Source organism: Caballeronia udeis, assembly GCF_044909315.1.
GTDB classification, from domain to species: domain Bacteria; phylum Pseudomonadota; class Gammaproteobacteria; order Burkholderiales; family Burkholderiaceae; genus Caballeronia; species Caballeronia udeis_A.
The window spans coordinates 1-13,716 of sequence record NZ_JBIYEB010000067.1 but is presented as its reverse complement, the minus strand read 5'-3'; the positions used below and the strand labels follow the sequence as shown (position 1 = coordinate 13,716).

Here is a 13,716-nt window from a genome sequence, read left to right as displayed (position 1 = left end):
CCCCTTCACGTCTTTTTGAAACCGTCTCTTAGGGTAGTGCGGTTAAAGCGTTTTCTTTGCTTCGTTTCTTTGTCGCTTTGGACAAAGAAATGACGCGTCCCCGCGCAGTGGCTAATAGTGATAAAGAGAATATCTCACTCTCGCAGACCGCTAAGGCCGAAAGCAGCAACCCGGCATTGACCCGACCGCTAACGCAAGAACCTGGCAACCCGGCACAAACCACGACCGCTAACCCCGGAACCTGGCACCACCCCGCCCCCGCCCCCAACGACCAACGACCAACGACCAACCGCCCCCAAACTCACCAAACCCCAAACTCCGTCCACCGGCGCCAGCAAAACGAAATGCCCAACCCCCGGCGAGGATCGGCCTAAACTAAAAGCCCAGACCTCCACTAGCGAGGAGACCATGCGCTCCCTCCTGTTCGCACTCGCCCTGGCGTGTTTTGTTCCTCATGCCGGCGCGCAACAACCGCCGTTATACGAGCAATCCGGCGACTTCGTTGCTACCGGCTTCCACTTCGAAGACGGCTCTTCGCTACCCCAGGTCACCCTCCACTACGTCACGCTCGGCGTGCCCCACTGCGACGGCAAAGGCCACTTCACCAACGTTATCCTGCTGCTCCATGGAACGACCGACACCGGCCGCGCGTTCCTCACGGCAGCCATGCGCCAGGAACTGTTCGGCCCCGGCCAGCCACTCGATGCCAGCCGTTATTTCATCATCATTCCGGACGGCCTCGGACGAGGTGGCTCAAGCAAACCCAGCGACGGACTGCGGGCGAAGTTTCCACAATACGGATACAACGACATGGTCCAGGCGCAGTACCTGCTCGTCACGCACGGACTCGGCATCGACCATTTGCGCCTGGTGCTCGGCACCTCGATGGGCGGCATGCAGACGTGGTTATGGGGCGAACGGTATCCGGACATGATGGACGGCCTCATGCCGATCGCGAGCCAACCAGTTGCACTCACCGGACGCAACGGTTTCTGGCGGCAAATGATTATCGACGCCATCCGGCGGGACCCTGACTGGAACGACGGCAACTACCTGCGCCAGCCGATCCAATGGTTGCGCGCCATGCCGGTCTTTACGCTGATCACGAAGAACCCCGCACGCATGCAGGCGTTATCGCCCACGCCCGGCACTTCGCGATGGTCCTACGACGCCGCCGTGTACAGCGGCCGCCAATACGACGCCAACGACGTGATGTACTGGTTCGAATCGTCGTGGGACTACAACCCGGAAGCCGCGCTTGGGAAGATCAAGGCGCCGCTCTTCGCCCTGAATTTCTCCGACGACCTGCTTAACCCGACCGATCTGGGCATCATGCAACGTCTTGTTCCACTGGTGCCGCATGGGCGCTTCGTCGAGATGCCGGAGAGCGAACGCTCCTACGGGAACGAGACAATCGAGCATCCCGATGTCTGGAAAAACTATGTGGCGGAGTTTCTGCAGACCCTGCCGCAAGAGGCGCAATGAAAGCCTAACCCCCCATCATCTTCGTCTCCTGCGGACCGATCCATTCACGATCAAAGCGGCCCTCGGCAATGGAGCGTAACGCAGCCGCTTCCTTGTTCGCCTGCCGCTGCGCCCCGTCGATGACTGCCGCCACGTCCCCGGGCGCTATCGCGAGGACACCGTCTTCATCGCCTACGATGATGTCGCCGGGCTGCACCACCATGCCGCCGACACTGACCGTCACATTGACCTCGCCCGGACCGTTCTTATAAGGTCCGCGATGCGTCACGGCACGCGCATAGACCGGGAAGTCGTGTTGGCGAATGGCGCCCACGTCGCGGATCGCACCGTCGATGACCAGACCCTGCACGCCGAGGCTTTCGGCATAGGTCGCCATGATTTCGCCCATCAGCGCCTGCGTAATATCACCGCCGCCGTCGATCACCAGCACGTCGCCGGGCCGGCAAAAATCAAATGCGCGATGAATGGCGAGGTTGTCGCCGGGGCGGGTGCGCACGGTCACCGCCGTGCCGGCCATGGGCCTCGGACGGTGATACGGCACGAGCCCGATCGTGCCGCTGACACGCGCCATGTTGTCGCTGAGCAGCGAGACGGCGAGGCCGCGCAGCGTCTCCAGTATCTCGGGGCTGGCTTGCGCGGCCGACGCATGACGGCGCCATCCGGGTGGATTCATCACGGTCATCTCCTTCAGGAAAGCTGGTGATTGAGCTGGTTTGACAAGCGCCCGTACACGGCACGTGCATTGTCCTCATAGATGCGCTGGCGATCAGCCGGCGTGAGCCAGGGGATCGCGTCGATATAGCGGCGGGTATCGTCGTAGTAGTGGCCGGTCTCGGGGTCGATGCCCTGGACCGCGCCGATCGTCTCCGACGCAAACAAGATGTTCTCGACCGGGATCACTTTCGCCAGCAGGTCAGTGCCGGGCTGGTGGTACACGCAGGTATCGAAGAACACGTTCTTGAGCAGATAGTCCTTGAGCAGCGGCCGCTTCATGTCCTGAGCGAGCCCGCGGTAACGCCCCCAGTGATAAGGCACCGCGCCCCCGCCATGGGGAATGATGAAACGCAAGGCCGGAAAATCAGCAAACAGGTCCGCCGTCAGCAATTGCATGAACGCCGAGGTATCGCCGTTGATGTAATGCGCGCCGGTCGCATGGAAGTTGGGGTTGCACGACGAGGAAACATGGATCATGGCCGGCACGTCCAGCTCGACCATTGTTTCGTAGAGCGGATACCAGGAGCGGTCGGTCAGCGGTGGCCCGGTCCAGTAACCGCCGGATGGATCCGGGTTGAGATTGCAGCCTATGAAACCGAGCTGCTCGACGCATCGGCGCAACTCGGGAATGCAGTTTTCAGGTGACACGCCGGGCGCCTGCGGCAACTGGCAGACACCCACGAAGTTGCGCGGAAACATCTGGCACACGCGATGAATCAGGTCATTGCTTTCCTGCGACCAATGCGCGTTGGCATCGGCGCCGGCCAGGTGATGACCCATGCCGGCGGCCCGTGGCGAAAAGATCGTGAGATCCGTGCCGCGCTCCCGTTGAATGCGCAACTGCCCTGATTCAATGCTCTCGCGAATCTGCTCGTCCGCGATGACGGGGCGTGGCGGCGGGGACGTGCCGTCCTTGAGCGCGGCGATCTGGGCGGCGCGCCAGGCTTCATGCTCGCGCGGGGAGGTTGTGTAGTGACCGTGACAATCGATGATCATTGCGGGTTTCCAGATCAAGGTTCAATGAGAGGTTCAATGAAGGTGGCCGGCACGTGAGTCGCCGGCGGGCAGTGCGTCCATCTCGTCCTCCGGAGGGGTGACCCGCATGACCAGCGCGATGACGGTTGCCACCACCAGGAAAGCCGCTATGGTCAGGAGTGCGAGCTTGAAGTTGCCTGTGGCGCTGCGTACCAGCCCGATGCTCCAGGGGCCGACAAGCCCGCCAAACTGGGCGACGGTGTTGATCAGCGCGATCGTCGCGGCGCCGGCAGCGCCGGTCCTGAACGAAGAGGCGAGGCTCCAGAACAGCGGGTTGCCGGCATAGATGAAAAGCCCGGTCACGCACAGGAGCGCATAGGCAATCACCGGATTCGGCGCATAAGCGCTGCCCGCAATGGCGAGCGCGCTCATCCCGTACACGAACGCGAGATGCTTCTTCCGGTCACCGGTCCGGTCGGAACTGCGGCTGATCAGCAGCGTGCCGAGAACACCCAGGAGTGGCGGGGCGGCGGACAGGAAACCCACTTCGAGGTTGCTCAGGTTGCCCAGGCTCTTGACGATCTGCGGCAACCACAGGAACAAGCCATAAACGCCCACCAGCGCGCAGCCGAACAAACACGCGAGGCTCCATACGCGAATGTCGCTGGCGACCCGCAGCATCGGGAAATGCTTGTCGGCCCCCAGGGCCTCGCGTTCTTTCGTCAGCGTGGACTCGAGCCACTGCTTTTGCGGGTCGGTCAGCCAGGTGGCGTCGGCGGGGCGCTCGGTCATCAGGCGCAACGTCAGGAGGCCAAGGAGCATGGCCGGGACCCCTTCCATGATGAACATCCACTGCCATCCCTGCAGGCCTAGCGGTCCATTCGCGTAGGTCATGAGCGCCGTTGATATCGGACCGCCCAGCACTGCCGAGAACGAGCCGGCGATGATGTAACCCCCCACGGCACGCGCGCGGTAACGCTGCGGGAACCACTTTGTCAGGTACACGGCCACGCCCGGAAGGAACCCCGCTTCCATCACGCCCAGCAGGAAGCGCAGTACGTAGAAGCTGTATTCGTTGAACACGAACGCTGTCGCGGCGGCAACGGCTCCCCACGTCAGCAGGATGCGGGCAATCCAGCGCCGCGCGCCAACGCGATGCAGCAGCAGGTTGCTAGGCACTTCGAGAAGCATGTAGCCGAAGAAGAAAATGCTGCCGGCGAAACCGAACACGGCCGGGCTGAAGCCTAGCTGCTTGTTCATGTCGAGCGCGGCAAAGCCGATGTTTATCCGGTCAAGATAGTTGAAGAACATCATGGCGAAGAGCAACGGCATGAGGCGGCCATAGACTCGGCGCATGGTCGCGCTTTCGATCGGGTCGATCATCAATGTCTCCTGCTGTAGAGCGTCCGTAGGATCGGACGTCGTTCTGGTTTGCTGTTGCCAAGGTGATGCTTTGGTGATTCGTGGCTACCCGCCAGTTCATGAGCATTGCTAACGGGCGCGATTGCTTGCATTCAAAACGAAACCAGGCGGGCGAGGAAGTGATGTCCCGCCGGCGAACCGGAAGCCGGCGGTCGTTGGCGTTATCCGAAAACCCTTATGCCGACGCTGGACAAGCTGGCATGGTGCGTACGCTTACAATTGGGCTTCACAGCCATGCTGCATGCCGTAAAAGTGGCCAGGGGCAGCGCGTTTGCGATCACTCATGTTACGAACCGCCGTGCCGTCCGTCCAAGACCGTGTTTTTATCCTTTTATAATAATTTTCTTATAGTTCCGGCGTTTCTTTCGGCAAGTCTTTCGCTATGGGTGACAGGCACGTCAGAAACGCGTGCAGATGAGGCGAACTGTCGTCGCTGCGAAAGCTTGCCGAAAGCGTCGTGGTCTGCGACGCCAGTGGTCCGCTCAGGCGCCGATACACCACGTCGGAGCGTCCATGCCGCGCGACCGATTCACCGACGAATGTCACGCCCAACCCGGCCGCCACCAGTGCGATAGCCGTCTGGATCTCGTAAGCCTGATGCGCAATGTGGGGCGTAATGCCGGCGTTGCGATAAAGCGATTCGACAAAGCGCGAGAATTGCGCATTCGGGTGCTTCGGGTAAAGCACGAGCGGCGTGTCGGCAAGCTGGGTGATGCGAATCTTCTTCTCGCCCGCGAGCCGGTGATCGGGCGGGAGCGCGACCATCAGGCGTTCGCGCAGCAGCGGCAGCGTGGTGCATCCGGTGATGGGCGGCACCTGCCGGCCAATGCCGATGTGAATGCGCGTGTCATGCAGCGCATCCGCTTGTTCTTCGGTGAGCATTTCGAAGAGCTTCAGCTCGACCTTCGGGTAATCCCGATGAAACGACTTCAGCGCGGGCGGCAACACGCTGTACATCGCCGAGCGGGTGAAGCCGATACCCAGCCAGCCACGCATGCCGAGACCGATCTCGCGAGTGCCAAGCGCGGCCTGATCGAAGGAAGCGAGGATCTGGCGGGCTTCTATACACAGATAGCTGCCGGCCTCCGTGAGCCGCAGCGGCCGGCTGCCCCTGTCCACCAACTGCGTGCCCATGCGTGTTTCGAGCGCGCGGATCTGCTGGCTCAGCGCCGGCTGCGCGACGTGCAGCCGATCCGCAGCACGGCTGAAATTGAGCTCTTCCGCGAGGACGACAAAGGCCTGCAGGTGTCGGAGGTTCATTGATGTGTGATTGAAAGAGCGCTAACGGCAAATGCCATGCGTGATGAAAGCAGTATCGGGCGAGACGCTTGAGCATGAGGAGCCGGGCTTCAAAAAAACACCGCCCTAGACCACATTCAGCATGGCCAATGCCGTTTCCTGCAAGTGATGTACCACCCGGTTAATAGCGGCTTCGGTGGTCTCCCTGCCTATCGGCATGTTCGTGCTCAGCGCGGCGACGACCTCGCCATGCCGGTCCTTCACCGGCACGGCAATACCCCGCACACCCACTTGCAATTGCTGTTCGATGACCGCAAAACCATCGGCACGGGCTTGCCGGATTTTCTCCCAGAGACGCACCGTGTTCGTCAGGGTATGAGGCGTAAATGGCGTCAACACGGTCGTGTTCAACCACTCATGAACGGCGTTTTCGTCGGGCTTGTACGCCAGCAGCACAACCCCTGGCGAGGTCAGCGGCGCAGGCACCCGGGCTCCCAGCACGAAGCCCGTGGTCATGACCCGCGAGGTCCCGTTGCGGGCAATGAAAACCAGCTCCCACTCATCGAGCACGCTGATATACACCGACTCGTTGAGCGTCGCGCTCAGTTGCTGCAGGTACGGCTGGACCAGTTTCGGCAATCGTGCGGAATCGAAATATGACCACCCAACGCGCAGCACGCGCGGCGTCAGTCCGAACAGCTTGCCGTCGCTTTCCACATAACCAAGACTCTCCAGCGTCAGCAAATGCCGGCGCGCCGCGGTCCGGGTCATGCCCGTGCGGGCCGCTGCTTGCGTGGGCGTCATGCGGGCGTGCTCGCTATCGAATGCCTCAAGCACCGCGAGCCCTTTCTCAAGTCCCGCAATCCAGTCGCGCTTGTCTAACGGCGGTCGTTTGATCATAAGCAATAACCCTCATTCCGTGCGATCAGTGGTGACGTACGAGCGATTATCGCGCACATCCCGCAAACATTGCTTCGTGTTGGCGAGGCCAATCCCTATCCTTTGTTTCATTGGATCAAGGAAATGGAGGGGGGCATCATGAGGATCACCGGCACGACCCGGATTTTTTATTGCATCGCCAATCCGGTGGATCAGGTGCGTGCGCCGGAGGTTTTTAGCGAGGTGTTCGCGCGGCATGAAGTCGACGCCGTGATGGTGCCCCTGCGAGTCACGGCGGGCCAGCTTGCGGCTACGTTGCGCTGCCTTCTCGCCTCGCCGACCGTGGGTGGCGTGTCGCTGTCCATCCCCCACAAGGCGGCAGCGGCGACGATCGTGGATCGCTGCTCGCAGGCTGCGCTGGCCGCGAATGCGGTCAATGCAATCAGGCGCAATCCTGACGGCGAACTCGAAGGGGACTTGTTCGATGGCACAGGTTTTATCCGCTCGATGGACCGTGCGGGTGTGGCTTACGCGGGCCGCCGGATCCTCATGCTGGGCGCAGGCGGGGCGGCGTCGGCGGTAGCCACTGCGCTGGCCGCGGCCGGTGTGGCCGAACTCGCGCTCTTCGACCCGGACCAGGAAAAAGCGCAACATCTCGCCGCCGTGTTGAGGCGCGATTTCGGCATTGCGGCAAGCCATGTTCCGACCGCCGATCCGCAGGCTTACGACGTAATAGTCAATGCATCCCCACTCGGTTTAAAGGACAGCGACCCGCTTCCCGTGGACGTCGGCTCCATTCGAGCGGACGCCGCCGTTTGCGACATCCTGATGAAAAACCAGCCCACGCCATTGCTGCGCGCGGCCCGTTCGCGGGGGCTGATTGCAGAACCCGGCTTCGACATGCTCATCCAGCAAACGCCGCTTTATCTCGAGTTCTTCGGTTACCCGGAGCTCGCCCGATCCGTGCGTTCGGACGATGGATACCTGCTGGACCTGATCACGCCGGATGCGCTGCGTCGCCGTTCGAACGCATCGGCACGCCTGCAAACCACGGACATTCCGGCCTAGTGCTAACCCGGAAAACGATCGTTAATCGCACATAGGCGTTCGATAATCGTTTTCATTTTCGCGGCAAGCATTGATCGGGTGAAGCCGCCGCCCTATGCTCCATTCACCGCGGCGCACCACGCGCTTTTACCTTCCGGACACGTCCTGCAGCCCAACATCAATACACAACAGAGACAAGGTAATGACTATCGCTATTCAGCCTTCAGACGTCGCTGCAGTCGACCGGGAGAAGAGCCGGGCACGCAAGGCGGCGCTTGGCAGTTTTGTCGGTGCAGTGGTCGACTGGTACGACTTCCTGCTGTACGGCATTATTGCCGCGATCGTTTTCAACACGGAGTTCTTCCCGAAAGTCAGCCCTGCAATGGGCACGCTTGCCGCGTTCGGGACCTTCGGCGTGGGCTTCCTGTTCCGGCCGTTGGGCGGTTTCGTGTTCGGCCACTATGGGGACCGGCTGGGCCGCAAGCGCATGCTTGTGCTGACCGTGATGATGATGGGTCTCTCGACCGCAATGATCGGCTTGCTGCCCACGTTCGCGTCCATCGGCTGGTGGGCGCCGGTTCTGCTCGTGGCGTTGCGTGCCGTCCAGGGCTTCGCGGTTGGCGGCGAGTGGGGCGGCGCGGCGCTGATGGCAGTGGAAAGCGCGCCCGGCAAAAAGAAGGCGTTCTACAGCAGCGGCGTGCAGGTCGGTTACGGCGTGGGACTGGTGCTTGCAACGGGCATTGTTTCGATCCTCAGCCAGACCATGGATGACGCGACCTTCAGGACCTGGGGCTGGCGCATCCCGTTCGTGTTCAGCGTCGTGCTGGTCCTGATCGGACTGTGGGTGCGATCGAGCATGGAGGAGTCGCAGGAGTTCGTCAAAAAGGTGATCGAGAAGGGTCCGCGCAACGGGCGTCTCCCGATCCTGGAAGCGCTGCGCCAGCATCCGAAAGCATTCTTGCTGATTATCGCGCTGCGTCTCGCCGAGCTTTTCACGATGTACATCGTCACGGCATTTGCGCTCAGCTATTCAACGACGAACCTCGGCATGCCGCGCCAGTTCTTCCTGAATATCGGCTTGCTCGTGGGGGCGGTCAGCATTGTGACCATCCCGTGTTTCGCGATGCTCGCCGACCGTTTCGGCCGCTGCCGCATCTACATGATCGGCGCGGTCGTCGGCATGCTCAGCGCCATTCCGTTCTTCCTCGCACTCGACGCCCGCTCGACTGTCTGGATCGTGATCTTCTCGGTGATGCTGGCGAACATTGCGCACGACATGGTGGTCAGCGTCCAGCAGCCGATGTTCACCGAACTGTTCGGCACCGAGTACAGATATAGCGGTGCAGGCGTGGGGTATCAGGTGGCGAGCGTGGTTGGCGGTGGTTTTACGCCGTTCATCGCCGTGGCGCTGGTGAGTTTCGCGGGTGGTTCATGGCATCCGGTTGCCGCGTACCTTGCCATCGGCTGCCTGATTTCCGTGCTCGTTGCCGGCGGTATGAAACGCACATAAGAGCCGGACGTGAGAGCCGGACCGCTCGATTAGCGGCATGTACGCACCCCTCATTCAATGGAACGTAAATCATGACTGATCCCTGCATCATCTCGGTTGCAATCACGGGCTCCGTGCCGCGCAAGAAGGACAATCCGGCGGTGCCCATCTCGATCAGCGAGCAGGTCGAAAGCACCCATGCTGCGTACGAAGCGGGTGCATCGCTCGTGCATTTGCATGTGCGCGACGAACAGGAAAATTCCAGCTCGGACCGTTCGCGTTTCGAGGCGCTTCAGGACGGCATTCGGCAACATTGCCCGGACATCATCATCCAGTTCTCGACGGGTGGCCGCGGACGCTCTTTCGAGCAGCGTGGTGCGATGCTCGATCTGCGCCCGGACATGGCCTCGCTCGCTACAGGGTCGGTCAACTTCCCGACCACGGTCTATGAAAACCCACCCGACTTCGTGCGTTCGCTCGCGAAGTCGATGCTCGATTACGGCGTCAAACCCGAGATAGAAATCTTCGATTTGGCCATGCTCTACAGCACCGTCGATCTGGTCGGGCAGGGGTTGCTGGCGCCGCCGGTCCATGTCCAGTTCGTGATGGGCGTGAAGAACGCATTGCCCGCCAAGCGCGAAATCCTCGCGTTTGAAGTCGAGCGGCTGCGCGCCGAGTTGCCCGATGCAACCTGGACGGCAGCGGGCATCGGCCGGCATCAGCTTGAGGTGAACCACTGGACGCTTGAGTTGGGCGGCCATTGCCGTACGGGTCTTGAAGACAACATTCGCTGGGACAAGGACACGCTCGCCACGAGCAACGCGCAACTGGTGAGCCGCGTGGCCGCGCTGTGCGGTGAGTACGGACGTCCGGTTGCAACCGCGGCGCAAGCGCGGGAACTGCTGCACTTGCAGGCGCTTTAGTATTTCGCCGGCTACCGATCTAGCTACAGGAATACGGCGGCGTCCCGCCTGTTGAAAGAGAACTTACGATGCTACGTTCAATTGCCACTGTCTCGGTCAGCGGCACGCTGGTCGAGAAGCTCAAGGCTATCAGCCGCGCCGGATTCGACGGCGTCGAGATTTTCGAAAACGACTTGCTCTACTTTGATGGCTCACCTGCCGACGTCAGGCGCATCTGCGCCGACCTCGGCTTGGCGGTCATGCTGTTCCAGCCTTTCCGCGACTTCGAGGGGGTATCGGCGGAACGCCTCGCGCGCAACCTCGAACGCGCGCGGCGCAAGTTCGAATTGATGCATGAGCTCGGCACGGACCGCGTGCTGGTGTGCAGCAACGCGTTGGCGGATGCCATCGGCGGCGATGCATTGATCGTCGATCAGCTCGGTCAGTTCGCCGAACTCGCCCGTTCGGAAGGCGTGATGGCGGGATACGAAGCGCTCGCGTGGGGGCGGCACGTCAACTCGTACAAACATGCATGGCGGCTGGTCGACACCCTCGATCATCCGAACCTCGGCTTGATCCTCGACAGCTTCCATACGCTTTCCATCGGCGATTCAGTCGATGAGATTGCCCGCATTCCAGCAGAGCGGATCGCGTTCGTGCAGATCGCGGACGCGCCGAAGATGGCAATGGATGTGCTTGAATGGAGCCGGCATTACCGTTGTTTCCCGGGGCAAGGCGATCTCGACGTGGCCGGTTTTACGCGTCAGGTGCTGGCATCGGGATACACCGGACCGCTGTCACTGGAGATATTCAACGACGGCTTTCGCGCGGCGCCGAACGCGGCGACAGCCGTCGACGGTTATCGCTCGCTGCTGTTCCTGGAAGAGCAGTGTGCGGGCGCTTTAACGTCGAGCTCGCATGAGACCTTGTTCCATCCACCCGCCGCGCCTGCGCACACCGGTTTCCAGTTCCTCGAATTCGCCGTTGATCCGGCGGGTGGTACTACGCTTGCGCAATGGCTCGAGCGCCTGGGCTTTCGCGCGGCCGGCCGGCATCGTTCGAAGAATGTCACGCTGTACGCCCAGGGTGACGCGTGCATCCTGCTGAACGGCGAGACCGATTCGTTCGCGAGCGCGTTTCATCAGGCGCACGGCTTGTCGGTCTGTGCGTCGGCGTATCGCGTGAACAACGCCGCGCAAGCCTTCGAGCGAGCGGCCGCGTTCGGCTATGCGCCTTTCTCGGGCAAGGTCGGCCCCAACGAGCGTGTGGTGCCGGGCGTGCAGGCGCCGGACAACAGCTTGCAGTACCTCGTCGACGAGGCGCCGGGCGAACCCACGCTCTATGAAACCGATTTCAACCTGACCGATGCCGGCAAGCAGATGCAAGCCGATACCCTGCGCCGTATCGACCATGTGTGCCTGAACCTGCCCGCCGACACGCTGGATACGTGGGTGCTTTTTTTCAAGGCGACCTTCGGTTTCGATGCCGAGCCCTCGGTGCTGTTGCCGGACCCCTACGGGCTTGTCAGGAGTCGCGCGGTGCGTAGCCGCGACGGTTCCGTGCGGATCGTGCTCAACGCGTCGGCGGACCGGCATACGGCGGTGGTGGAGTCGCTGTCGACTTACCGCGGCTCCGGGCTGAATCACGTTGCGTTCGCGACCGACGACATCTTCGCGGCCGTTGCGGAACTGCGCGAGCGGGGCGTGCCGCTCCTGCACATTCCGCGCAACTATTACGACGATCTCGAGGCGCGCTACGATCTTGACCCGGCCAGGCTCGCCCTCATGCGGGAAGGCGGCATCCTGTATGACCGCGACAGCGCGGGCGGAGAGTTTTTCCAAGTCTATACCGAGCAGTTCGCCGAGCGGTTTTTCCTAGAGATCGTGCAACGCAAGGGCGGCTACGACGGTTATGGCGCGGTGAACGCGCCGGTCCGGCTCGCGGCCCATGCCCAGCGGCGTCATCAGGCGCATTGAGGGAACCGGTGGTGTGCCGTTGCTTGCGCCCCGGACAGTGCCTCGCCGGCATGAGACAGTGCCGGACAGTTTGACGCTTTGATGCCGGAGACGATAATCTGTCTCGGCGTCAGCGCGGATTGCGGTCAAGCGGGGTGCAGCGGCTGGCGCACGGGTGTGCAGACAGAGACGGACCGGACTTTCTCAAAGGTGATTTTCGATGACCAACGATGCTTCCCTGCCTGGCGCTGCCTCGGCGCAATCCCTGCAGGACAGCGACAATCCGCTGGGCGTCGCCGGGCTTGAATTCGTGGAATTTTCGAGCCCGGACCCGTCGCGGTTGCGGACGCTTTTCGAGCAGCTTGGCTTTACGCAAGTGGCTCGCCACGTCAGCAAGGACGTCACGTTGTTTCGCCAGGGCAGCATGAATTTCCTCATCAACGCCGACGCCGATTCGTTTGCGGCGCGGTTCGCGGTCAATCATGGCGTGGGCATCTGCGCGATCGGGCTGAGGGTGTTCGATGCAGAGACTTCGCACGAGCGTGCTGTCGAATTCGGGGCGTGGGATTTCGAGGGTGAGCGCATCGGGCCGAACGAATTGCTGATACCCGCGATCCAGGGGATTGGCGACTCGCATATCTATTTTGTGGACCATTGGGAAGGCAGGCAGGAGCCGAGCGACAAGGCGCGGTCGATCTACGACATTGATTTCGCGTGGCTTGATCCGCAGGAAACGCATGCGGCGCTGCATTCCAACGACGCGGGTTTAAGCAAGGTCGATCATTTGACGCAGACGGTTGGCGCGGGGCGGCTGGCGGACTGGCTCGAGTTTTACCTGCAGGTTCTTCACTTCAAGGAGATCCATGCGGTGCATCCGGACTGGAAGGTGGCGCAGGATCTGCCCGTCATTGTGTCGCCTTGCCAGACGTTGAGCATTCCCGTTTATGAAGAAGGGACTTACCGCACGAGTTTGATGCAGGACTATCTGCCCGATCACACGGGTGAGGGCGTCCAGCATATTGCGCTGGTGGCGAAGAATATTTTTGCGTCGGTGGATATCCTGCGGTCGCGGGGGATTCGTTTCGTGCAGCCCCCGGCGAGGTATTACGAGCAACTCGATGAACGTCTGCCCGGGCATGGGCTGGACGTTGACGCTTTGCGTTCGAGGGGCATTTTGGTGGATGGCACGATTGCCGCGGACGGAAGCGCGCGGCTCTTCCTGCAGACCTTTGTTCAGCGCGATAGTGGTGACATGTTTTTTGAAATTGTCGAGAGGCGTGGTGATCACGGGTTTGGGGAAGGAAATTTGATTGCACTGGGCAAAGCGCGGGAGGGTTAGGTCGTTCGCACTTGGTCGGGGAGGGGTGGGGGTGGGGGGGCGGTCGGGGGCAGGGTCGGGTTGCCAGGTTCCAGCGTTAGCGGTCGGAGTCAGTGCCGGGTTGCTGCTTTCGGCCTTAGCGGTCTGCGTGAGTCGGATTTTCTCTTTATCACTATTAGCCACTGTGCGTGGCGCCCGTCATTTCTTTGTCCAAAGCGACAAAGAAACGAAGCAAAGAAAACGCTTTCAAACCACGCTACCCTAAGTGTCCACAGCGTGCGATTCCAATTC

Annotated in this window: 11 protein-coding genes; 6 read left to right on the top strand and 5 right to left on the bottom strand. The window is 61.5% G+C overall.

The annotated features are described in order from the left end of the window. Positions 1-408: 408 nt before the first annotated feature. On the top strand, positions 409-1,485 hold the full coding sequence (locus ABH944_RS44075) for an alpha/beta fold hydrolase (RefSeq protein WP_404615626.1): 1,077 nt from the start codon (positions 409-411) through the stop codon (positions 1,483-1,485). A gap of 4 nt (positions 1,486-1,489) precedes the next feature. Here the strand turns inward: ABH944_RS44075 and ABH944_RS44070 are convergent, their stop codons facing one another. From ABH944_RS44070 to ABH944_RS44050, 5 genes are all read right to left on the bottom strand, one after another. After that, a complete protein-coding gene (locus ABH944_RS44070) occupies positions 1,490-2,158 on the bottom strand; it encodes an RraA family protein (protein WP_404615628.1) in 669 nt (222 codons plus the stop codon). A 14-nt stretch (positions 2,159-2,172) separates the two neighbouring features. Then, positions 2,173-3,195, bottom strand: coding sequence for an amidohydrolase family protein (locus ABH944_RS44065; RefSeq protein WP_404615630.1), 1,023 nt, complete (start codon positions 3,193-3,195; stop codon positions 2,173-2,175). 33 nt (positions 3,196-3,228) lie between these two features. Then, complete coding sequence (locus ABH944_RS44060; protein ID WP_404615632.1) at positions 3,229-4,557, bottom strand: MFS transporter; 1,329 nt, start codon at positions 4,555-4,557, stop codon at positions 3,229-3,231. 384 nt (positions 4,558-4,941) lie between these two features. After that, on the bottom strand, positions 4,942-5,856 hold the full coding sequence (locus tag ABH944_RS44055; RefSeq protein WP_404615634.1) for a LysR family transcriptional regulator: 915 nt from the start codon (positions 5,854-5,856) through the stop codon (positions 4,942-4,944). Positions 5,857-5,961: 105 nt separating this feature from the next. Then, the gene (locus ABH944_RS44050; protein ID WP_404615646.1) at positions 5,962-6,732 is read right to left on the bottom strand and encodes an IclR family transcriptional regulator domain-containing protein; all 771 of its coding nucleotides are present in this window, start codon (positions 6,730-6,732) and stop codon (positions 5,962-5,964) included. A gap of 141 nt (positions 6,733-6,873) precedes the next feature. On the opposite strand from ABH944_RS44050, the gene ABH944_RS44045 reads away from it, so the two are divergent. The 5 genes from ABH944_RS44045 (at position 6,874) to ABH944_RS44025 (ending at position 13,446) form a co-directional block, all read left to right on the top strand. Further along, a complete protein-coding gene (locus tag ABH944_RS44045) occupies positions 6,874-7,782 on the top strand; it encodes a shikimate dehydrogenase family protein (protein WP_404615636.1) in 909 nt (302 codons plus the stop codon). Positions 7,783-7,963: 181 nt separating this feature from the next. Further along, entirely contained in the window at positions 7,964-9,271 is a 1,308-nt protein-coding gene (gene shiA / locus ABH944_RS44040) for a shikimate transporter (RefSeq protein ID WP_404615638.1), read from the top strand. 71 nt (positions 9,272-9,342) lie between these two features. Further along, positions 9,343-10,173, top strand: a complete 831-nt coding sequence (locus tag ABH944_RS44035; protein ID WP_404615640.1) for a 3-oxoadipate:acetyl-CoA acetyltransferase — start codon at positions 9,343-9,345, stop codon at positions 10,171-10,173. Positions 10,174-10,241: 68 nt separating this feature from the next. After that, on the top strand, positions 10,242-12,128 hold the full coding sequence (locus tag ABH944_RS44030) for a bifunctional sugar phosphate isomerase/epimerase/4-hydroxyphenylpyruvate dioxygenase family protein (protein WP_404615642.1): 1,887 nt from the start codon (positions 10,242-10,244) through the stop codon (positions 12,126-12,128). A gap of 199 nt (positions 12,129-12,327) precedes the next feature. After that, a complete protein-coding gene (locus ABH944_RS44025; protein ID WP_404615644.1) occupies positions 12,328-13,446 on the top strand; it encodes a 4-hydroxyphenylpyruvate dioxygenase family protein in 1,119 nt (372 codons plus the stop codon). Positions 13,447-13,716: the final 270 nt, after the last annotated feature.